Annotated in this window: 20 protein-coding genes; 18 read left to right on the top strand and 2 right to left on the bottom strand. The window is 69.5% G+C overall.

Going from position 1 to position 21,002, the window contains the following annotated elements; all coding sequences use genetic code 11:
• Positions 1-272: 272 nt before the first annotated feature.
• The 6 genes from VDQ83_RS15075 (at position 273) to VDQ83_RS15050 (ending at position 5,331) form a co-directional block, all read left to right on the top strand.
• Entirely contained in the window at positions 273-914 is a 642-nt protein-coding gene (locus tag VDQ83_RS15075; RefSeq protein WP_455435553.1) for a hypothetical protein, read from the top strand.
• Between the two features lie 72 nt (positions 915-986).
• The gene (locus tag VDQ83_RS15070) at positions 987-1,568 is read left to right on the top strand and encodes a cytochrome P450 (RefSeq protein WP_455435552.1); all 582 of its coding nucleotides are present in this window, start codon (positions 987-989) and stop codon (positions 1,566-1,568) included.
• Between the two features lie 357 nt (positions 1,569-1,925).
• Positions 1,926-2,444 carry a DUF4142 domain-containing protein gene (locus VDQ83_RS15065; RefSeq protein ID WP_455435551.1) on the top strand — a complete coding sequence of 173 codons (519 nt, stop codon included), beginning with the start codon at positions 1,926-1,928 and terminating at the stop codon, positions 2,442-2,444.
• Positions 2,445-2,512: 68 nt separating this feature from the next.
• Positions 2,513-3,046 (top strand): SRPBCC family protein, encoded by a 534-nt coding sequence (locus VDQ83_RS15060; protein ID WP_263397702.1) that lies wholly within the window; start codon positions 2,513-2,515, stop codon positions 3,044-3,046.
• 10 nt (positions 3,047-3,056) lie between these two features.
• Positions 3,057-4,253: a zinc-dependent alcohol dehydrogenase gene (locus VDQ83_RS15055; RefSeq protein ID WP_309912665.1), complete on the top strand. Its 1,197-nt coding sequence runs from the start codon at positions 3,057-3,059 to the stop codon at positions 4,251-4,253.
• A 67-nt stretch (positions 4,254-4,320) separates the two neighbouring features.
• A complete protein-coding gene (locus VDQ83_RS15050) occupies positions 4,321-5,331 on the top strand; it encodes a cation diffusion facilitator family transporter (RefSeq protein WP_455435550.1) in 1,011 nt (336 codons plus the stop codon).
• A 119-nt stretch (positions 5,332-5,450) separates the two neighbouring features.
• On the opposite strand, the gene VDQ83_RS15045 is transcribed toward VDQ83_RS15050, so the two are convergent.
• On the bottom strand, positions 5,451-7,514 hold the full coding sequence (locus tag VDQ83_RS15045; RefSeq protein WP_455435549.1) for a 3-hydroxyacyl-CoA dehydrogenase NAD-binding domain-containing protein: 2,064 nt from the start codon (positions 7,512-7,514) through the stop codon (positions 5,451-5,453).
• A gap of 238 nt (positions 7,515-7,752) precedes the next feature.
• Here VDQ83_RS15045 and rpoE point away from each other — a divergent pair, with 238 nt between their 5' ends.
• The 9 genes from rpoE to recO all read left to right on the top strand — a co-directional run bounded on the left by rpoE (position 7,753) and on the right by recO (position 16,981).
• A complete protein-coding gene (gene rpoE, locus VDQ83_RS15040) occupies positions 7,753-8,373 on the top strand; it encodes an RNA polymerase sigma factor RpoE (protein WP_053835168.1) in 621 nt (206 codons plus the stop codon).
• Positions 8,370-9,332 carry a sigma-E factor negative regulatory protein gene (locus VDQ83_RS15035; protein WP_455435548.1) on the top strand — a complete coding sequence of 321 codons (963 nt, stop codon included), beginning with the start codon at positions 8,370-8,372 and terminating at the stop codon, positions 9,330-9,332. The genes rpoE and VDQ83_RS15035 overlap by 4 nt, the downstream gene beginning before the upstream one ends.
• Before the next feature lie 100 nt (positions 9,333-9,432).
• On the top strand, positions 9,433-10,992 hold the full coding sequence (locus VDQ83_RS15030) for a DegQ family serine endoprotease (protein ID WP_455435547.1): 1,560 nt from the start codon (positions 9,433-9,435) through the stop codon (positions 10,990-10,992).
• A gap of 213 nt (positions 10,993-11,205) precedes the next feature.
• Entirely contained in the window at positions 11,206-12,996 is a 1,791-nt protein-coding gene (gene lepA, locus VDQ83_RS15025) for a translation elongation factor 4 (protein WP_455435573.1), read from the top strand.
• A gap of 116 nt (positions 12,997-13,112) precedes the next feature.
• Positions 13,113-13,913 carry a signal peptidase I gene (gene lepB / locus VDQ83_RS15020; protein WP_263397708.1) on the top strand — a complete coding sequence of 267 codons (801 nt, stop codon included), beginning with the start codon at positions 13,113-13,115 and terminating at the stop codon, positions 13,911-13,913.
• A 23-nt stretch (positions 13,914-13,936) separates the two neighbouring features.
• Positions 13,937-14,314: a DUF4845 domain-containing protein gene (locus VDQ83_RS15015; protein WP_455435546.1), complete on the top strand. Its 378-nt coding sequence runs from the start codon at positions 13,937-13,939 to the stop codon at positions 14,312-14,314.
• A complete protein-coding gene (gene rnc, locus VDQ83_RS15010) occupies positions 14,304-14,984 on the top strand; it encodes a ribonuclease III (protein ID WP_309912678.1) in 681 nt (226 codons plus the stop codon). The genes VDQ83_RS15015 and rnc overlap by 11 nt, the downstream gene beginning before the upstream one ends.
• Complete coding sequence (gene era, locus VDQ83_RS15005) at positions 14,981-15,883, top strand: GTPase Era (RefSeq protein WP_263397711.1); 903 nt, start codon at positions 14,981-14,983, stop codon at positions 15,881-15,883. The genes rnc and era overlap by 4 nt, the downstream gene beginning before the upstream one ends.
• Positions 15,884-16,114: 231 nt before the next feature.
• Positions 16,115-16,981 (top strand): DNA repair protein RecO, encoded by an 867-nt coding sequence (gene recO, locus VDQ83_RS15000; RefSeq protein ID WP_455435545.1) that lies wholly within the window; start codon positions 16,115-16,117, stop codon positions 16,979-16,981.
• 210 nt (positions 16,982-17,191) lie between these two features.
• On the opposite strand, the gene VDQ83_RS14995 is transcribed toward recO, so the two are convergent.
• Positions 17,192-17,908 (bottom strand): Hpt domain-containing response regulator, encoded by a 717-nt coding sequence (locus tag VDQ83_RS14995; protein ID WP_455435572.1) that lies wholly within the window; start codon positions 17,906-17,908, stop codon positions 17,192-17,194.
• 270 nt (positions 17,909-18,178) lie between these two features.
• Between VDQ83_RS14995 and rlmD the strand changes: the two genes are divergently transcribed.
• The 3 genes from rlmD (at position 18,179) to VDQ83_RS14980 (ending at position 20,893) form a co-directional block, all read left to right on the top strand.
• Positions 18,179-19,555, top strand: a complete 1,377-nt coding sequence (gene rlmD, locus VDQ83_RS14990; RefSeq protein ID WP_455435544.1) for a 23S rRNA (uracil(1939)-C(5))-methyltransferase RlmD — start codon at positions 18,179-18,181, stop codon at positions 19,553-19,555.
• 71 nt (positions 19,556-19,626) lie between these two features.
• On the top strand, positions 19,627-20,133 hold the full coding sequence (locus VDQ83_RS14985) for a CYTH domain-containing protein (RefSeq protein ID WP_455435543.1): 507 nt from the start codon (positions 19,627-19,629) through the stop codon (positions 20,131-20,133).
• Between the two features lie 82 nt (positions 20,134-20,215).
• Positions 20,216-20,893 (top strand): DsbA family oxidoreductase, encoded by a 678-nt coding sequence (locus VDQ83_RS14980; RefSeq protein ID WP_455435542.1) that lies wholly within the window; start codon positions 20,216-20,218, stop codon positions 20,891-20,893.
• The last annotated feature ends 109 nt before the right edge of the window (positions 20,894-21,002 follow it).

Below are 21,002 nucleotides of genomic sequence, written 5' to 3'. Positions count from 1 at the left end.
CGGACGGTTTGCATGCACGCTAGGCGCCGTGTCGTAGCATCGGGGTGAAGCGGAAATCGACGTCGCGTCAAGCCCATTCGCCTGATGCGATGCGCCATCGCCGCTGGGCGACGAACGGCGTGACGGATCGGCGAAGGATCGGTGAAACCCGCATCACGCATTGTTGCCGCGCGCTGCGCATGCTGGTCATGCAGGCACTGCGCGAGCGCAGCGACTCGATCGGAAAACCAGGCGCGCTTGCCTGTGGTCGCGCCATCGTTCGGAGCATCCGCATGCAGGCATCTTCTTTCTCTTCCTCGCCCCAGGTGGCGCCGTTTCCGCGGCTTACCGCGATGCAGGTGGCGCGCGGCCTGCGCCGCGCCGGCTATGCGTTCGTCTCCGAGCAATGCGAGCGGCTGCACAGCGACGTGTTCCAAACCCGGATGCTGCTGCGGCCGGCGATCTTCGCGCGCGGCGCGGAGGCGGTGGCCGCGTTCTACCACCCCGGCCGCTTCACTCGCCGCGGCGCCTTGCCGCCGACCACCGTCGCCTTGCTGCAGGGCTTCGGCAGCGTGCAGCGCCTGGACGGCGATGCGCACCTGCAGCGCAAGCGCCTGTTCCGCACCCTGCTGGCGCCGGGCGCCACCGCCGCGCTGGTGGCCGAGTTCCGCGCGCAATGGCGCGAGCGCGCGCGGGAATGGGAGCGCATGCCGCAGGTGATCCTGCAGCGGGAGGCCGAGCTGGTGCTGTGCCGCGCGGTGTGCCGCTGGGCCGGTGTGCCGCTCGACGACGCGCAGAGTCGCCGTCGCGCCGGCGACTTCGCGGCAATGATCGATGGCGCCGGCAGTGCAGGAGCGCGCTGGTGGCGCGGATGGTGGCGACGCAAAAGCACCGAGCGTTGGATTCGCGGCGTGGTCCGTGGCCTGCGGCGCTAGGCCAAGGGCGACGACACCCACCCGGCAGCGGCCATCGCGGCGTATCGCGATGCGCAGGGCAGGGCGCTCAGCGTGCGGGTCGCCGCGGTGGAGGTGATCAACCTGCTGCGCCCGACCGTGGCGGTCGCGCGCTGGATCACCTTCGCCGCGCTCGCGTTGCACCAGCACCCGCAAGTGCGGCATCGCCTGCGCCAGGGCGAGCCCGGCGTGCTGCGCAATGTGGTGCAGGAGGTTCGGCGCTTCTACCCGTTCTTCCCGATGGTCGGCGGACGCGTGCGTACGCCCTTCCAGTGGCGCGGACGCAGTTTCCGCCGCGGCGATTGGATGATGGTCGACCTGTACGGCACCAATCACGATCCGGCGCTGTGGACGCAGCCGCAGCGGTTCGATCCGGACCGTTTCCGCGATTGGAGCGGGGGCGGTTTCGACCTGGTGCCGCAGGGCGGCGGCTCGGTCGAACAGGACCACCGCTGCCCAGGCGAAGATCCCGCGATCGCACTGCTGATGGCGGCGGTGGACGAACTGGCGACAGGCTGCGACTACGAGGTGCCGGCGCAGGACCTGGACTATCCGTTGGATCGCTTTCCGACACTGCCACGCAGTGGCTTCGTGATCCGAGCGGTGCGCTTGCGCGACCCGGCTTCCGGGAGCTGATGCGGCGGCGAGCGGAAGGGGCGCGTCGAGATGGCGATGGTGCGCCGCAGGTGCAGGTGCAGGTGCGGGTGCGCCTAGCGTGAGGCAGGTGAAACCGGTTCTCCAGAGAAGGTGCTTACGCACGCCCGGCGAGTTTTCGCACTGCCTGCACTTCCGTTCAACGGCGCACTAACGCCCCGCTGCAGAGCATTGGCCTTCCCAAGTCATGCACGGAGAGAAGTCATGCGAAATCTCATCAGCGGTGTCTCCTTGGCGGTCGTGGTTGCCCTGGGGGCGGGCGCGGCGCAGGCGCAGAGCCAGATGTCCGGTCAGTCCAGCGTCCCTGCCACCGGCGGCGCCGCGCAGGTCGACCGACCAATGTCCACCTCGCCCGCCGCGGGAACGAACACCGGCAGCGCTGGCGAACGCTCCTCCGCACTCGACGAGAAGCAGGCCCTGGGCGTGCTCGCGGCGATCAATACCGCCGAAATCAACGCCGGCAACCTGGCGCTCCAGAAGCAGGTGAAAGGCCCGGTGCGTGACTACGCCAACCAGATGGTCAAGGAGCATTCGGACAACAACGCCAAGATCGCGCCGTGGGCGCCGGACCGCAGCGCCGCGCCGGCCGAGAAACAGGCGAAGAAGGGCCAGGCCGAGGCCAAGAAGCTGCAGGAACTGGACGGTGACAAGTTCGAACAGGCCTACGTCAAGGCCATGGTCAAGGACCACACGGAGGCGTTGAAGATGCTCGACGACAAGCTGATCCCGGCGGCCAAGACGCCGCAGATCGCCGAGCACCTGCGCACCACGCGCACGCACGTCGCCGCCCATCTGGCCAAGGCGAAGCAACTGCAGGACGCGGGCACCTCGTCGTCGGCCGGTACCCACGCGCACTGATCCCGGCGCCGATCCCGCTCTCCACCCGCCACGGGCGCCCCGCCCGTGGTTCCAGCCAGAGACCTTCCATGAGCGACTCTCCCGTTGCCGAACATCTCAATGCACTCGACGGAACCCGCATGCTGCGCACGGTCAGCATCCTCGGCGAACCGCACCGCATCCTGGATGCGTGGTGCGACATGACCGTACAGCAGCAGATCCTGCACGGCCTCGCCGAGCTGCAGTCCGGCGACGGCTACGAATCGCAGTGGCGGCTGCGCCTGCCGCTGGATCGGCATGTCGCACTGCGCTACCGACGCGGCGAAGTGCGGATGGGCGAGTCGGTGCGCTACGCAGGCGATGGCGAGCATGGCCTGCAGCTGCAGACCGAACTGAGCGTGCGGCCTGCGCCCAATGGTTTCGGATGCGAAGCCGTGCTCGCGGTGGAGTACCGCGTGGAAGGCGGCCCGATCGCGCAGGCCGTGGCGAAGCTGGTCGGCGCCGCCCCCGATGCGATGGTCGCCAAGGTGCTGCGCCGGTTCAAGGCATGGATCGAATGCGGCGAGGTGCCGACCTTGCGCAACAACCCGTCCGCGCGTGCGCGCGACCACCACCAAGACTGAGGAACTCCTTATGCGCGCACTGTGCTGGAACGGCGTGAACGACCTGCGCGTGGAGACGGTGCCCGATCCGGGCATCGTCAATCCGCGCGACGTGATCCTGAAAGTCGGACTCAGCACCACCTGCGGTTCCGACCTGCACTTCATCGATGGCTACATTCCGAGCATGCGCGAGGGCGATGTCATCGGCCACGAATTCATGGGTGAGATCGTCGAGGTCGGCCCGCAGGTCAAGTCGCTGCGCGTCGGCCAGCGCGTGGTGGTGCCGTCCTTCATTTCCTGCGGCGAGTGCTGGCATTGCGGGCGCCAGGAGTTCTCGCTGTGCGACAACACCAATCCGAACTGGGAGATGCAGGAGCCGCTGCTCGGTCACCCGACGGCCGGCATCTACGGCTATACCCATGCTTTCGGCGGCTACGCCGGATCGCACGCGGAGTTCATCCGCGTGCCGCATGCCGACGTCGGCTGCTTCCCCATTCCCGACGAGGTTGCCGACGACGACGCGCTGTTCCTGTCCGACGCCGGCCCGACCGGCTACATGGGCGCGGATTTCTGCCGGATCCAGCCCGGCGACACGGTCGCGGTGTGGGGCTGCGGCGGCGTCGGCCTGATGGCGCAGCAGAGCGCGAAACTGCTCGGCGCCGAGCGGGTGATCGGCATCGACCGCCTGCCCGAGCGCCTGGCCATGGCGCGCGACGTGCTCGGCGTGGAAGTGATCGACTATTCGGCGGTCGACAGCGTGGTCGACGTGCTGCGCGAGATGACCGGCGGGCGCGGCCCGGACGCGTGCATCGACGCGGTCGGCATGGAGGCGCACGGCACCGGCTTGGGCTATGCCTACGACCGGGTCAAGCAGGCGTTGCACCTGCACACCGACCGCGGGCAGGCGCTGCGCGAGGCGATCCTCGCCTGCCGCAAGGGCGGCGTGCTGTCGATCCTCGGCGTGTACGGCCTGATGGACAAGTTCCCGCTGGGCGCGATCATGAACAAGGGGCTGACCGTGCGCACCGCGCAGCAGCATGGCCAGCGCTACGTGCCGCAGTTGCTGGAGCTGGCGCGCAGCGGTGCGCTCAAGTCGCGCTTCCTGGCCACGCACAGGATGCCGCTGGAAGAGGCGGTCCGCGGCTACGACATGTTCAAGCACAAGCACGAAGGTTGCGTGCGCGCGGTGTTCGTGCCGGGCATGGCGAGCGAGCGCGCGGCGGTGTAATAGTCTCCGCGGCGGCGGGCGCTCTAAGGTGGCGGCATTCTCCGCTTGCTTCGCCACGGACCGCCTCATGGGACACGACCACAGCCACGCGCCGACCGAGATCCGCCACGAGAAGCCGTTGTGGTGGGCCCTGGGGCTGACCGCCACGTTCCTGCTGGTGGAGATCGTCGGTGCGTTCCTGACCAACAGCCTGGCGCTGCTGTCCGACGCCGCGCACATGGCCACCGACACCCTGGCGCTGATGATCGCGCTGGTCGCGGTGCGGCTGAGCCGGCGCCCGCCTGACGCCAAGCGCACCTACGGCTACGCGCGGCTGGAAGCGCTGGGCGCCTTGTTCAACGGCGGCATGCTGTTCGTGGTCGCCGCCTACATCCTGTGGGAGGCGGTGCAGCGGTTCCGCCAGCCGCAGGACGTGGCCACGGTCGGCATGCTCGGCATCGCCGCGTTCGGCCTGCTGATCAACCTGATCTCGATGCGCCTGCTCAAGGCCGGCAGCGGCGAGAGCCTGAACATGAAGGGCGCCTACCTGGAAGTGTGGAGCGACATGCTCGGCTCGGTGGCGGTGATCGTCGGCGCGCTGGCGATCCGCCTGACCGGCTGGAAGGTGATCGACCCGATCCTGGCGGTGCTGATCGGCCTGTGGGTGCTGCCGCGCACCTGGGTGCTGCTGCGCGAGGCGATCAACGTGCTGCTGGAAGGCGTGCCCAAGGGCGTGGACCTAGCCGCGCTGCGCGGCTACCTGCGCAGCGCTGCAGGCGTGGAAGACGTGCACGACCTGCATGTGTGGGCACTGGCCTCCAGCACGCCGGCGCTGACCGCGCACGTGGTGGTCGCCGACGGTACCGATGCCGACGCGCTGCGCGCGACCCTGTGCGAGGGCCTGCATGCGCGCTTCGACATCGACCACGTCACCTTGCAGATGGAAGCCGGACACTGCGGCGCGCAGCCATGCGGCACGCCGGCGCGCGCTGGGGCGGGTACGCACGAGGATCATACGGATCACGATCACGCCAAGCACGACGGCCATGGTCATCGGCACGGCCATGCGCATGGTGCGCACGGGCATTCGCATTCCTGACACCGGGTCGGGCGTGTTCCGCCTTCTGTAGGAGCGGCTTCAGCCGCGACAGGATCTATCGGTAACGCCCGTCGCGGCTGAAGCCGCTCCTACAGTGGCGCAGAGGACGCACGGCGAACTCAGGCCACCGGTTCGCGCAGCGCCGGCGCATCCCAGCCCGGGCGCGGTGCGAAGCGCTCGCCGTAGCGCGCCTGCAACGCGCGCAGCCGCGCCAGCAGCGCGTCGGCGCCGGCCGCACGGATGTGCTGGATCGGGCCGCCGCGGAACGGGGCGAAGCCGGTGCCGAAGATCACCCCGGCGTCGAGCAGGTCCGCATCGGCCACCACGCCCTCGTGCAGGCAGGCCACCGCCTCGTTGAGCAGCGGCAGGATCAGGCGGTCTTCCAGGTCGTCCGGCGCCTGATAGTCCTTGGCCACCTCCGGCTTCTTCGCGCGCCCGTTTTCCCACGCGTACAGCCCCTGGCCATCCTTCTTGCCGCGCTTGCCCGCGTCCACCGTCTGCAGCGCGGCGGGAATCGGCAGGCCCAGGAACGGCGCCAGTTCCGCGCCAACCCCGGCGGCCACGTCCAGGCCGACGGTGTCGATCAATTCGATCGGCCCCATCGGCATGCCGAACTTCACCGCCGCCTTGTCGATCACCGGACCGGGGACGCCTTCGGCGTAGGCAGTGGCCGCTTCCAGCAGGTACGGGAACAGCACGCGGTTGACCAGGAAGCCGGGCGTGCCGGCGACCGGCACCGGCAGCTTGTCGATCGCCTTGCAGAACGCCGCCAGCCGCTTCTGGTTGTCCAGCGCCAGGCTGTCGTGGCAGACGATCTCCACCAGCGGCATCTGCGCCACCGGGTTGAAGTAGTGCAGGCCGGCGAACTGCGCCGGACGCTGGATGTGCTCGCGCAGTTCGGTCAGCGGGATCGAGGAGGTGTTGGTGCTGAGCAGCGCGTCGGGCTGCATCCGCGGCTCCAGCGCCTGATACAGCTCGCGCTTGGCCTGCGGGTTTTCGATGATCGCCTCGATCACCAGATCCGCCACCGGTACGCCGTCGCCGGCCAGGTCGCCCTTCAGCCGCGCCGCCACCGCCGGACGCTTGCTGTCGTCCTTGACCCGCTTGGCGAACAGCTCGCCGGCGCGGGTCAGCGCGTCATCGATGAAGCGCTGCTCACGGTCCTGCAGGGTCACCTCGAAGCCCTTGTAAGCCGACCAGGCGGCGATGTCGCCGCCCATCACCCCGGCGCCCACCACGTGCACGTGGCGGATGCCATGGTCTTTCCCGCCCAGCGCCTTGAGCCGCTCGGTGAGGAAGAAGATGCGGATCAGGTTGCGCGCGGTCGGCGTGCTGGCCAGCTTGACCACCGCCTTGCGCTCGGCGTCCAGCCGCGCCTGGATGCCGCCGCCGCCGCTGCGCTCCCACACGCCGATCAGCGCGTACGGCGCCGGGTAGTGCTCCTTGCGCGCCTTGCGCGCCACCTGCTTGCGCATCTGCGGCGCCAGCAGCTTGCGCGCCGGCCAGGTGTTGCTGGCCCAGGCGGTGGCGCGCTGCTTGAACGGGCGCGCGCTGCCGGTCAAGGCCAGCGCCACCGCGGTATCGACCAGCACCGCCGGCGCGGCGACCTTGTCGACCAGGCCCATAGACCGTGCCGCCGACGCCGACACGGTGCGTCCGGTCAGCATCAGGTCCATCGCCGCCGGCGCGCCGACCAGCCGCGGCAGGCGCGCGCTGCCGCCCCAGCCGGGGAAGATGCCGAGCTTGGTCTCGGGCAGGCCGATGCGGGTGGAGCCGTCGCTGGAGGCGACCCGGTAGCGGCAGGCCAGCGCGATCTCGGTGCCGCCACCCATGCAGAAGCCATGGATCGCGGCCACGGTCGGGCAGGGCAGTTCGGCCAGTTTCTGGAAGGTGGCCTGGCCGCGGCGGATCGCGTCGTTGACGGTGCCGCGGCGATCGAATTCCTGGAATTCCTTCAGGTCCGCGCCGGCGATGAAGCCATTGGCCTTGGCCGAGCGGATCACCACGCCCTTGGGCGGGTCGATGGCGATGCGCTCGAGCAGGTCGCCCAGTTCCAGCAGCACGTCCTGCGACAGCGCGTTGACGGGCGCGTCCTGGCGGTCGAGGCTGAGCACGACGACGCCGTCGTCGCGGATGTCCGCTTGCCAGTGACTGAATCGGAGCCCATCGAAGCCTGAGAGCATGGGGAGGACCATCCGCTTGTGTATGGAGAAGATCGTTATCATCCAGAGGTTGTTTCCGTTGCGTCAAATCCCAATCCACAGGGAAGTGACGCCGTCCCGCGACCGCTGGCCTGCCGCCAGCCTAACGGAATGCGGGTTAACGTCGTGGGGCGGCGGTCCGCTAGGGACGCTGAACTTTTTTCCGGATTGGCGGTCAGATGGTCCGACGTAGGTTGGGCTGACAGGAGTGCGGCCCGTTATGGCCGATGTCGAAACACCTCAGGAGCTGGACCTGGAACTGGTCCGGCGCGTGCAGCGCGGCGAGAGCGCGGCGTTCGATGTGCTGGTGCGCAAGTACCAACACCGGATCGTCGGCCTGATCGGGCGCTACATCGCCGACTGGAGCGAATGTCAGGACGTGGCCCAGGACACCTTCATCCGCGCCTACCGCGCGATAGGGAATTTCCGCGGCGACGCCCAGTTCTCCACATGGTTGCACCGGATCGCCGTGAACACCGCCAAGAACTACCTGGTCGCGCACAACCGCCGGCCGCCCACCGACGACGTCGACGTGCTCGACGCCGAGCAGTTCGACAGCGGTACGCGCTTGCGCGACACCGACACGCCCGAGCGCGAACTGATGCGCCAGGAGCTGGAACAGACGGTGATGAAGGCGGTCAATGCGTTGCCGGAAGAATTGCGAACCGCCATCACCCTGCGCGAGGTGGACGGGATGAGTTACGAGGACATCGCGCAGAAGATGGGTTGCCCGATCGGCACGGTGCGCTCGCGCATCTTCCGCGCGCGCGACGCCATCGACGCCGAACTCCGTCCCCTGCTGGATACCGACAGCGCCACTCGTGAGCGACACCGCGTATGACCGATAGCACCGCCATTCCCCAGCCCGAACCGGCCCCCGGCGCCACGCCGCCGGACAAGTTCGAACTGCACTACCGACAGCAGCTGTCCGCGCTGATCGACGGCGAACTGCCGGCCGACGAGGCGCGCTTCGTGCTGCGCCGGCTGCAGCACGACGAGGAGCTGTCCGGTTGCCACGAACGCTGGCAGCTGTGCGGCGACATCCTGCGCGGCCGCGTGTGCGTACCGGCGCCGGCCGATTTCGGCGCGCGGGTGCGCCAGGCGGTGGCGGCCGAGGCGCAACACGCCGATGCGGCGCGCGCCGGCGACACCGTCGGCGGCCGCCGCGCCTGGCGCTGGGGCGGCAGTGCGGCGCTGGCGGCATCGGTCGCCGCGATCGCCTTGTTCATGGCCCGCGAGCGCCTGCCCGAGACGGCGCCGGCGCCCGCGACGCAGGTCGCCAGCAGCGCGGCTCCTGCTTCCGCCGCGCCTGCGGCCCCGACGGCCGTCGCGCAGGTGCCGGCACCGACGCCGACGCCGACGCCGGCCGATCCGCAGGGCGATCTCGGTGCGGCGGTCGCCGCGGCGCCGGCGGTGGCCATCGCCGCCACCCGGCGCCAGGACGCCGCCGCCCGCCGCGGCGCGACCCGCACCCAGCAGGCCGCGCGCAGCAGCGCCGCGCGTGCGGCCGAGCCGGCGCGCGCGATCGCCGCCGCCACGCCGCCGCGGCCCACGCCTGTGTCGCCGCTCGCGCCGACGGCGGCCGGGCAGGTGGTCGCGCAGCAGCATGCCGGCGATCCGTTCGCGCACCAGCCTGCTCCGTTGCAGGCGCGCCCCTGGCCGCGCTCGACGCTGGCGCCGGCCGCGTCCGGCGGCGCGTTCACCGCCAGTTTCCCGCGCCAGGGCGCAGCGGCGGCGTTCTATCCGTTCGAGCCGCGACTGCCGGCCGACGCGGCGTCCGAATCGTCGCCACACCCTTGAAGCCAGGCGTCGGCCGAAGCCCGTGCTTCGCTCCGGCGCGCGGCGCCCGCGGCACCGCCGCGGTGTTCCTTTCCTTTCCCGAACCGGAGGCTCGCGTCCGATGACTCACCGTATCCGCAACCATCTGCTGGGCATGTTGGCCCTGACCTTGCCGCTGGCCGCCTGCGCGCAGCAGCCCGAGTCGGCCGCGCCGGCCGCCGCGGCCGCGCCGGCCGCGCGCGCAGCGCCCGCGCCGCAGCTGGTCGCCGGCCTGCCCGATTTCACCAACCTGGTCGAACAGGTCGGGCCGGGCGTGGTCAACGTCGAAACCACGATCAGCCGCAAGGCCGCGGCGGCCGCGCGCGGTGGCGGCGGCATGCCCGACGATGCGCAGATCCCGGAGTTCTTCCGCCGCTTCTTCGGGCCGGGCGGGATGCCGGGTCAGCCGGGGATGCCCGGCCAGGTGCCGGACGAGGACGACGACGGCGGCCCCAGCGGCCGCTCGATGGGTTCGGGCTTCATCATCTCAGCCGACGGCTACGTGCTGACCAACCACCACGTGGTCGACGGCGCCAGCGAGGTCAAGGTCAAGCTGACCGACCGCCGCGAGTTCACCGCCAAGGTGGTCGGCAGCGACCAGCAGTACGACGTGGCGCTGCTGAAGATCGACGGCAAGAACCTGCCGACGGTGCGCGTGGGCGATTCCAACGTGCTCAAGCCCGGGCAGTGGGTGGTGGCGATCGGCTCGCCGTTCGGCCTGGACCATTCGGTCACCGCCGGCATCGTCAGCGCCACCGGGCGCAGCAACCCGTACGCCGACCAGCGCTACGTGCCCTTCATCCAGACCGACGTGGCGATCAACCAGGGCAATTCCGGCGGCCCGCTGCTCAACACCCGCGGCGAAGTGGTCGGCATCAACTCGCAGATCTTTTCCGCGTCGGGCGGCTACATGGGCATCAGCTTCGCGATCCCGATCGACCTGGCGATGAGCGCGGTCGAGCAGATCAAGAAGACCGGCAAGGTCAGCCGCGGCATGCTCGGCGTGACCATGCAGCCGAACATCAGCGACGTCGAGGCCAAGGGCCTGGGCCTGACCGACACCCGCGGCGCGCTGGTCAACGGCGTGCAGCCGGGCAGCGGCGCGGCCAAGGCCGGGATCGAGCCGGGCGACTTCATCGTTGCCTTCAACGGGCAGAAGATCAACACGCGCGAGGACCTGCCGCCGCTGGTGGGCATGCTGCCGCCGGGCAGCAAGGCGCGCGTCACCGTGATCCGCGACGGCAAGCCGCGCGACATCAGCGTGACCCTGAGCGAGCTCAGCGACGACGGCGCGGCCATGGGCCAGCAGCTGCCCGGCCGCGGCGGTGCGGCGCCGGCGCCGCAGGCCGCCGAGAGCAGCGCGCTGGGCATCAGCGTGGAGGAGATCCCGGCGCCGGTGCGGCAGAAGCTCGGGCTGCGCGCCGACGAAGGCGTGCAGGTGGCGCAGGTGAGCCGCGCGGTGGCGAGCAAGTCGCAGCTGCGCCCGGGCATGATCGTGCTGCAGGTCGGGCGCACCCCGGTGTCCAGCGCGGCGCAGTTCCAGAAACTGACCGCCGGCGCGAAGAAGGGCGACGTGGTGATGCTGCTGGTGCGCGCGCCGGGCAGCCCGGCCAGCCAGTTCGTCGCGATCAGCGTCGACTGAACCGCCGCGCCAGGTGCCGCCAACGACGGTCAGCGAACCCCGGTTCGCTGGCCGTCTTTGATTTCATTGGGTTTTCCTGCGCGGCGCCGCAGCCAGGTACGCACGTGCGATGGCCGGGCCAGCGCAGGCCTCCGCTTCGCTCCGGGCATGCGATAATGGCCCGTTATCCTGACGACGGTCCTGGCCGCCGCCCACCTCATGTCCTCTGATTCGATGCGGAACATCCGCAATTTCTCCATCATCGCCCACGTCGACCACGGCAAATCGACCCTGGCCGATCGCATCATCCAGCTCTGTGGCGGCCTGCAGGCGCGCGAGATGGAAGCGCAGGTGCTCGATTCCAACCCGATCGAGCGCGAGCGCGGCATCACCATCAAGGCCCAGTCGGTGTCCTTGCCGTACACGGCCAAGGACGGGCAGGTGTACCAGCTGAACTTCATCGACACCCCCGGCCACGTCGACTTCAGCTACGAAGTCAGCCGCTCGCTGGCCGCCTGCGAGGGCGCGCTGCTGGTGGTCGACGCCGCGCAGGGCGTGGAAGCGCAGTCGGTGGCCAACTGCTACACCGCGGTGGAGCAGGGCCTGGAAGTGGTGCCGGTGCTCAACAAGATCGACCTGCCCACCGCCGACATCGCCCGCGCCAAGGCCGAGATCGAGGCGGTGATCGGCATCGACGCCGAGGACGCGGTGGCGGTCAGCGCCAAGACCGGCCTCAACGTGGACCTGGTGCTGGAAGCGATCGTGCATCGCATCCCGCCGCCGAAGCCGCGCGACACCGACAAGCTGCAGGCGCTGATCATCGACTCGTGGTTCGACAACTACCTGGGCGTGGTCTCGCTGGTGCGGGTGATGCAGGGCGAGATCAAGCCGGGCAGCAAGATCCTGGTGATGTCCACCGGCCGCACCCACCTGGTCGACAAGGTGGGCGTGTTCACCCCCAAGCGCAAGGAACTGCCCGCGCTGGGCGCCGGCGAAGTGGGCTGGATCAACGCCTCGATCAAGGACGTGCACGGCGCGCCGGTCGGTGACACCCTGACCCTGGCCGCCGACCCGGCGCCGCATGCGCTGCCCGGCTTCCAGGAAATGCAGCCGCGCGTGTTCGCCGGCCTGTTCCCGGTCGATGCCGAGGACTACCCGGACCTGCGCGAGGCGCTGGACAAGCTGCGCCTCAACGACGCGGCGCTGCGCTTCGAGCCGGAGAGTTCCGAGGCGATGGGCTTCGGCTTCCGCTGCGGCTTCCTCGGCATGCTGCACATGGAGATCGTGCAGGAGCGGCTGGAGCGCGAGTACAACCTCAACCTGATCTCGACCGCGCCGACCGTGGTCTACGAGGTGCTCAAGACCGACGGCAGCGTGATCCCGATGGACAACCCGTCCAAGCTGCCGCCGCTGAACAACGTGGAGGAGATCCGCGAGCCGATCATCCGCGCCAACATCCTCACCCCGCCGGACTACGTCGGCAACATCATCACCCTGTGCGAGGAAAAGCGCGGCAGCCAGATCGGCATCAACTACCTGGGCAGCCAGGTGCAGATCAGCTACGAGCTGCCGATGGCCGAGGTGGTGCTGGATTTCTTCGACAAGCTCAAGTCGGTGTCGCGCGGCTACGCTTCGCTGGACTACCACTTCCTGCGCTTCGACGCCGGCCCGTTCGTGCGCGTGGACACGCTGATCAACGGCGACAAGGTCGATGCGCTGTCGATCATCGTGCACCGCAGCCATGCCGACCGGCGCGGCCGCGAGCTGTGCGAGAAGATGAAGGAACTGATCCCGCGGCAGATGTTCGACGTGGCGATCCAGGCCGCGGTCGGCTCGCAGATCATCTCGCGCAGCACGGTCAAGGCGATGCGCAAGAACGTGCTGGCCAAATGCTATGGTGGCGACGTTTCGCGCAAGAAGAAGCTTCTGGAAAAGCAGAAGGAAGGCAAGAAGCGCATGAAGCAGGTCGGCCGCGTGGAGATCCCGCAGGAAGCCTTCCTGGCTGTGCTGCAGATGGATAAGTAGCCGGGATTGGGGATTCGGGATTGGGGATTGGCAGAGCGCAAGCCTGTCCGATGTCCCGCTTAAGCCGAATCCCCTCATCCCCAATCCCGAATCCCGTTCCGAAGGAACAAGCAAGAATGAAATGGTTTGAAATCGCGCTGGTGGTCCTGACCTTCGCCACCGGCATCATCTGGTTGCTGGACAAGCTGTTCTTCGCCAAGCGCCGCGCCGCGCGCGCCGGCCTGCTGGACACCGAGCCGGTGCTGGTCGACTACTCGCGGGCGTTCTTCCCGGTGCTGGCGGTGGTGCTGATCCTGCGCAGCTTCATCGCCGAGCCGTACAAGATTCCGTCCAGTTCGATGATGCCGAACCTGCTGGTCGGCGATTTCATCCTGGTCAACAAGTTCGCCTACGGCTTCCGCCTTCCGATCACCAACCAGAAGGTGATCCCGACCAGCGAGCCCAAGCGCGGCGACGTGGTGGTGTTCAAGCCGCCGCACAAGCCGGACGAGAACTGGATCAAGCGCGTCATCGGCCTGCCCGGCGACCGCATCGGCTTCCACGGCGATACCCTGTACATCAACGGCGCGCCGATGAAGTACCAGGTCCGCGGCGAGTACGTGGGCAAGGGCAAGGGCGCGGAGATGACCGGGTCCACGCTGCTCACCGAATACCTGCCGGGCCGCACCCACACCGAACTGGAATGGGTCGACCGCAACAATCCGGCCGGCCAGGGCGACTGGGTGGTGCCGGCGGGGCAGTATTTCGTGATGGGCGATAATCGCGACAATAGCGAGGACAGCCGCTTCTGGACCCAGACCCACTTCCTGCCCGAGGAGAACCTGCGCGGCAAGGCGTTCCTGGTCTGGCTCAATTGCGAAGGGTGGTTCTGCAGCGGCAGTTTCGATCCCTCGCGGATCGGGACCGGCATCCAGTGATTTCTGGCGTAAGGGGAAACGCGATGAAGCACAAGCAAAGTGGCATGACGTTGACGTCGTTCGTGATCGTGCTGGCGGTGGTCGGGTTCTTCGCCTACATCGGCATGAAGCTGTTCCCGATGTACATGGAGTACTACGCGGTGCGCTCGGCGATGAAGGGCCTGGCCGCCGAGGCGGGCAGCGCCGACATGGATCCGGCGCAGGCGAAGATGCTGTTGTTCCGCCGCCTGGACATCAACAACTCCGACAACGTGACGCCGGACGACGTCAAGTTCGACCGCATGGACAATGGCTGGAAGATGCACGTGGTCTACGAAGTGCGCAAGCCGCTGGTCGCCAACCTGGACGTGGTCGGCAAGTTCGACATCACCCAGGACCTGACGACGCGCGGTGGCGAGTAAGACCATCCAACGCGGCGACCGGATCGGTCACCGCTTCGCCGACCCGCAGCTGCTGGCGCAGGCGCTGACCCATCGCAGCGCCGGCGCGCCGCACAACGAGCGGCTGGAATTCCTCGGCGACAGCATCGTCAACCAGCTGATCGCCGAGGCGCTGTACCGGCGTTGGCCCAAGGCCGACGAAGGTGCGCTGACCCGCGCCCGCGCCGAGCTGGTGCGCGAGGCCTCGCTGGCCAGCATCGGCCGCCAGCTGGAACTGGGCGAGCGGCTGACGCTGGGGCCGGGCGAAATGAAATCCGGCGGGCATCGCCGCGATTCGATTCTGGCCGACGCGGTCGAGGCGGTGGTCGCCGCGATTTACCTGGACGCCGGGTTCGAGGCCTGCCGTGCGGTCATCCTGCCCTGGTTCGAGACGGCGCTGGCCGCACTGCCGGTGGGCAAGGCCGAGAAGGATGCCAAGACCCGCCTGCAGGAATGGCTGCAGGCGCGGCAGCGCAGCCTGCCGGCCTACGAGCTGATCAGCGAAACCGGCGACGACCACGCCAAGCTATTCCGGGTACGCTGCGTACTCGCCGAGCCTGCCCTCGTCACCGAGGGCGAGGGCACCTCGCGACGGCTGGCCGAACAACAGGCCGCCGCCGCCGCCATCGAGCAACTGGATTCGAGCAAGTGAACGAGCAAGCGCCTCCTTACCGCAGCGGCAGCGTGGCCGTGATCGGCCGCCCCAACGTGGGCAAGTCCACCCTGACCAACGCCCTGGTGGGCGCCAAGGTCAGCATCGTCTCCAACCGCCCGCAGACCACACGGCACCGCCTGCTGGGCATCGCCAGCTTCCCGGAAGGGCAGTTGGTGCTGGTCGACACGCCCGGCCTGCACCGCGAGCAGAAGCGCGCGATGAACCGGGTCATGAACCGCGCCGCGCGCGGCTCGCTGGAAGGCGTGGACGCCGGCCTGCTGGTGATCGAAGCCGGGCGCTGGGACGACGAGGATACGCTGGCGTTCAACGTGCTCAGCGATTCCGGCATCCCGGTGGTGCTGGTGGTGAACAAGGTCGACCGGCTCAAGGACAAGACCGCGCTGCTGCCGTTCCTGCAGCAGGTCAGCGAGGGCCGCAGCTTCGCCGCGGTGCATCCGATCTCCGCGCTCAAGCGCAAGGGCCTGGAAGCGCTGGTGCGCGACCTGCTGGCGCTGGTGCCGGAAGCCCCGGCGATGTTCGGCGAGGACGAGATCACCGACCGCAGCCAGCGCTTCCTGGCCGGCGAACTGGTGCGCGAACAGCTGATGCGCCAACTCGGCGAAGAACTGCCGTACGCGACCACGGTGGAGATCGAACGCTTCGCCGAGGACGGCGCGCTGCTGCGCATCGGCGCGGTGATCTGGGTCGAGCGCGAAGGCCAGAAGGCGATCGTGATCGGCAAGGGCGGCACCCGCCTGAAGGACATCGGCGCCAAGGCCCGGCAGCAGATGGAGCGCCTGTTCGGCGCCAAGGTCTTCCTGGAGACCTGGGTGCGCGTGCGCGAAGGCTGGTCGGACGACGAGGCAGCGCTGAAGGCGTTTGGGTACGGGGAGTGAAGCCGGGACCAGGGGCCGGGGACCGGGGACCCGGGAAAAGCGGCGCGGCGGCGGCTGAAAGAGGTTGAGGAACGGCGATGCGGGGCATGTCTTGATGATCGGACTCTCTACCAGCATCGCGGCGCTTGGATTGATCGAGTCGAAACGTGTGCTTCTTCAGCACGCAGGCCCTGCTTTTGCCTTGGCTTTTGCCGGGTCCCCGGTCCCCGGTCCCCGGTCCCGACTCCACGCGTGCTGATAGAACACGAACCCGCCTTCGTCCTGCACGCGCGCCCCTGGCGCGAGACCAGCCTGCTGGTCGAGGTGCTGAGCGCGCGGTACGGGCGGCTGGGCCTGCTGGCGCGGGGCGTGCAGGGGCCGAGGAATCAGCCCTTGCGCGCCGCGCTGCAGCCGCTGCAGTCGATCCGTTTCAGCGCGCAGCGGCGCGGCGAGCTGGGCCAGCTGCGTGCCGCCGAGGCGCTGGACACGGCGCCGCGCCTGAGCGGGGACGGCATGCTCGCCGGGTTCTACATCAACGAACTGACTCTGCGCCTGGCGCCGCGCGACGATCCGGCGCCGGACCTGTACCTGGCCTACGCGCGGGTGCGCGCGCGGCTAGGCGCGGAGGCGCCGCTGGCGTGGACGCTGCGCTGCTTCGAACGCGACCTGCTGGATGCGCTGGGCGTCGGCTTCGACCTGCGCCACGACGGCGACGGCGACCCGATCGACCCGGCCGCGCGCTACGTGCTGGACGCCGAACACGGCCCGCGTCGCCTGTTGAGCGACCGCGGCCACGACCAACGCAGCGGCATGGCCACCGGCCGCGCGCTGCTGGCGCTGGCCGCCGACGAGATGCCGGTGGCCGAGGACCTGCCCGGCCTGCGCCGCGGCATGCGCGTGGTGCTGCTGCACCACTTGGGCGGGCGCGGCCTGAAGTCGTGGGAGATGTTGGAGGATCTGGCGAGGGCGGGGCGGAGATCGGGACCGGGGACCGGGGACCGGGGACCCGTGGAGCAGGGACTGGGGACTGGGGACCAGGGACCCGTGGAGCCGGGACCAGGGACCGGGGACCGGGGACCGGGAACCGCGGAGTCCGTGGACGGCGGCATGCGGGACTGAGCGGAAGAAAATTCAGGGCGGCGGCTCGCGGATGCAGCCGCGCTCTGGCGCTGGATGGCATTGGCAAAGACACGCCAGATGTTCCCGTCCACCAGTCACGGCTCCGGCTTCATCGCAACGCCGCCGCGGTTTACGCACGCCGGGAAGGCACACGGCAAGCAGGCCAGGCTGTTCCGGGTCCCCGGTCCCTGGTCCCCGGTCCCGACACTCCTAATGCAACAACGCCGCCACAGCCTCGCTGAACTGGTTGCGCGCCTGCGACGACGCCGGATCGCCCTGCAGCTGGCGCACCGCGCGCGCCAGCCGGGCGGCGCCGACGAAGCCGCAGCTGGCCTGCAGCCGGTGCAGGTGGTTGCGCACGGCCTGTTCGTCGCTGAGCTGCAGCGCCGAGGCGACCGCATCGCGGGTGCCGGGCAATTCGGCCAGGAACAGTTCGCGCAGCGCGATCAGGTGCGAGCGTTCGCCGTTGAGCGCGACCAGCGCGGTGGTCTCGTCCCAGTCCACCGCCGCTTCCGCCGCGCTCGGCGCGGTGCCGACGCGGCCGCGGACCAGCAGCCGGCGCACGGCCTGCAGCAGGCGTTCGGGACTCAGCGGTTTCAGCAGCACTTCGGCGAAGCCGGCGCCGAGCAGGCGCTCGCGGACCGAGTCGCTGGCATCGGCGGTGTGCGCCAGCGCCAGGGTGCCGGGGCGCAGCCGTTGCAGCCGCTGCAGCAGGTCGGCGCCGTTGCCGTCGGGCAGGTTGGCGTCGATCAGCCACAGGGCGTGTTCCTGGGTCTGTGCGCTGGCCAGTGCGGCGGAGACGGTGTCGGCCAGATCGACCTGCGCTGGCAGGGATTCCAACGTCACTTGCAAAAACGCGCGACTGATCGGGTCGTCCTCGACCAGCAAAAGTCGCGTCACAGGGTCCTGGGTCGATGCCATCCTTATGCCTCCATGCGGCCTGGGCGTATCTTAGCGGCTGCGACGATGCGTCGCATCACTTTGCGCCGCCGCCGCCGCGTCCGCAAGCGGGCGTCCCTGACGGTCGGATCTGCAGCCGCATCGGGATAGCCACGGCGAGGCGACGGCCGCGCTCGAACGCGTACGCGGCGGCATCCGCGCACGTGCCCAGGAACGCCCTGGCGACCCGGACGCATCGGCAGGCCCTGGCGCATCTGCGACAATAGCCGCCCTTTTCCGCCCGCAGCCTGCCGCCACGTGGCCCGATCCAGAAAACGCCTCGACCGCACCCCGTTCCAGACCGAGATCGCCGACCTCAGCCACGACGGCCGCGGCGTCGCCCGCCCCGAAGGCGAGGGCGGCAAGGTCGCCTTCGTCGCCGGCGCGCTGCCGGGCGAGACGGTCCTCGCCGAACCCACCGCGCGCAACCGCCATTTCGACGAGGCGCGCACCCTGCAGGTGCTGCAGGCCTCGCCGCAGCGGGTGCAGCCGCGCTGCCCGCACTTCGGGGTCTGCGCCGGCTGCGTGCTGCAGCACCTGGCCGAGGACCAGCAGATCCTGGCCAAGCAGCGGGTGCTGACCGACAACATGGAGCGGATCGGCCACGTGACCCCGCAGACGGTGCTGCCGGCGCTGTCCGGCGAGCCCTGGGGCTACCGGCGCAAGGGCCGTTTCTCGGTGCGCCGGGTGGAGAAGAAGGACAAGACCCTGGTCGGCTTCCGCGAGCTCGATCCGCGCTTCGTCGCCGACCTGTCGGTGTGCCACACGGTGATCCCGCAGATCGGCTTCAAGGTCAGCGCGCTGGCCGAACTGGTCGAGAGCCTGGACGGCAAGCGCGACATCCCGCAGATCGAATTCATCGCCGGCGACGCCGCAGTGGCGCTGACCTTCCGTCACATGCAGCCGCTCAGCGCGCGCGACCAGGCGGCGCTGGTCGCCTTCGCCCAGGCGCACGATTTCGCCATCTTCCTGCAGCCCGGCGGCGTGGACACGGTGCATCCGCTGTACCCGCAGGAGGTGCCGCTGTCGTTCCGGCTGCCGCAGTGGGACGTGGAGCTGGCGTTCCGGCCGCTGGACTTCATCCAGGTCAACGCCTCGCTCAACCAGAAGATGATCGCGCACGCGCTGGCGTTGCTCGACGCGCAGCCCGGCGATCGCGTGCTCGACCTGTTCTGCGGGCTGGGCAACTTCACCCTGCCGCTGGCGCGCACGGTGCGTGAAGTGGTGGGCGTGGAAGGCGATGCCGGACTGGTGGCGCGGGCGCGCGACAACGCGCAGCGCAACGGCCTGGACAATGCGCAGTTCCACGCCGCCGACCTGACCCAGGACCAGCGCCAGGCGCCATGGATGCGGCAGGGCTTCGACAAGCTGCTGCTCGATCCGCCGCGCTCCGGCGCGATCGAAGTGTTGCGGCAGCTGCCGTTGGACAGCTTCCAGCGCATCGTCTACGTCAGCTGCCACCCCGGCTCGCTGGCGCGCGACGCCGGCTACTTGGTCAACGAGCAGGGCTTCGTGCTGAAGGCCGCCGGCGCTATGGACATGTTCCCGCATACGGCGCATGTGGAGAGTATTGCGGTGTTTGAGAAGCCGGGATTGGGGATGACCAGCCGTTCGGCTGTGGAAAGCCGGGAATAGGGATTCGTAACAGCGGCGTCTGTGCGCTGGCTTATGCTTTCCCGATTCTCCTTTCCCGATTCCCCATTCCCATGCCCATCGAAATCGAACGCAAATTCCTCGTCACCGGCGACGGCTGGCGCGCCGCGGCGCACCGGGTGATCCCGATGGCGCAGGGCTACATCAACGATCAGGCGGCGATGGACAGCGGTGCGCAGAAGGCGTCGGTGCGGGTGCGCATCCAGGGCGAGGAGGCGTTCCTCAACCTCAAGTCGCGCGCGCTCGGGCATACCCGCCAGGAGTTCGAGTATCCGCTGCCGCTGGACGATGCGCGCGCGCTGCTGGCGCTGTGCGTGGGCGGGCTGATCGACAAGCGCCGGCATCTGGTGCAGCACCAGGGCCATCTGTGGGAGGTGGACGAGTTCCTCGGCGACAACGCCGGGCTGGTGGTCGCCGAGATCGAACTGGGCAGCGCCGACGAAGCCTTCGCCAAGCCCGACTGGATCGGCGCCGAAGTCACCGACGACGCGCGCTACTACAACCTGGCGCTGGCCTCGCATCCGTTCACTCAGTGGCCGGGATTCGGGATTGGGGATTAGGGATTCGCAAAAGCGGGCCGCGTGCGGCGATCGGGTTTATGCTTTTGCGAATCCCTAATCTCGAATCCCGAATCCCTGCCCTATGCGCCTCGACATCTGGTCCGACGTGGTCTGCCCCTGGTGCTGGATCGGCAAGCGCCGGCTGCAGCAGGGCATCGCGGCGCTTGGCGCGGACGCGCCGGCGCTGGAGATCCATTGGCATCCGTACCTGCTCGATCCCGATGCCGGCACCGAGCCGGTGCCGCTGCGCGAGGCCTATGAAGCCAAGTTCGGGGGCGCCGCGCGCACCGAGCAGATCCTGGCGCAGACCCAGGCCACCGCGCGCGCCGAGGGCCTGCCGTTCGATTTCGACCGCGGCCAGGTGCGGGTGACCACGCTGCCCGCACACCGGCTGCTGTGGCTGGCCGGGCGCGAGGGCGATGCCGAGGCGGTGGCCGAGGCGCTGTTCCATGCGCATTTCGCCGAGGGGCGCAACCTGGCCGAGACAGACACGCTGATCGAGGCCGGCGCCGCCGGCGGGCTGCCTGCGGCGCGCGTGCGGGCGCTGCTGGACGGCGACGAGGGCCTGGCCGAGATCCAGGCGCAGTTGCAGCAGGCGCAGGCGATGGGCATCCGCGCGGTGCCGACCTACGTCATCGACGGCCGCCACGCGATCCAGGGCGCACAGCCGCCGGAAGCGTTCGCCGAAGCCCTGCGCGGCCTGCTGCCGCAGGTGTCCGCCGCGGACCGGGACTGCGGCCCCGACGGCTGCGCGGTGTAGGCCTGCGACGCTGCGGCGACCTGCGGTGCATAGCGCACCGCCAGGCCTGGGCCGCGGCACGCCAATGCCTCGACCTGTCGCCGACGCCGGCATCTGCGACAATGCCCGC

Source organism: Xanthomonas sp. WHRI 7945 (assembly GCF_035026585.1).
This window is presented reverse-complemented; position numbering and strand designations above follow the sequence as displayed.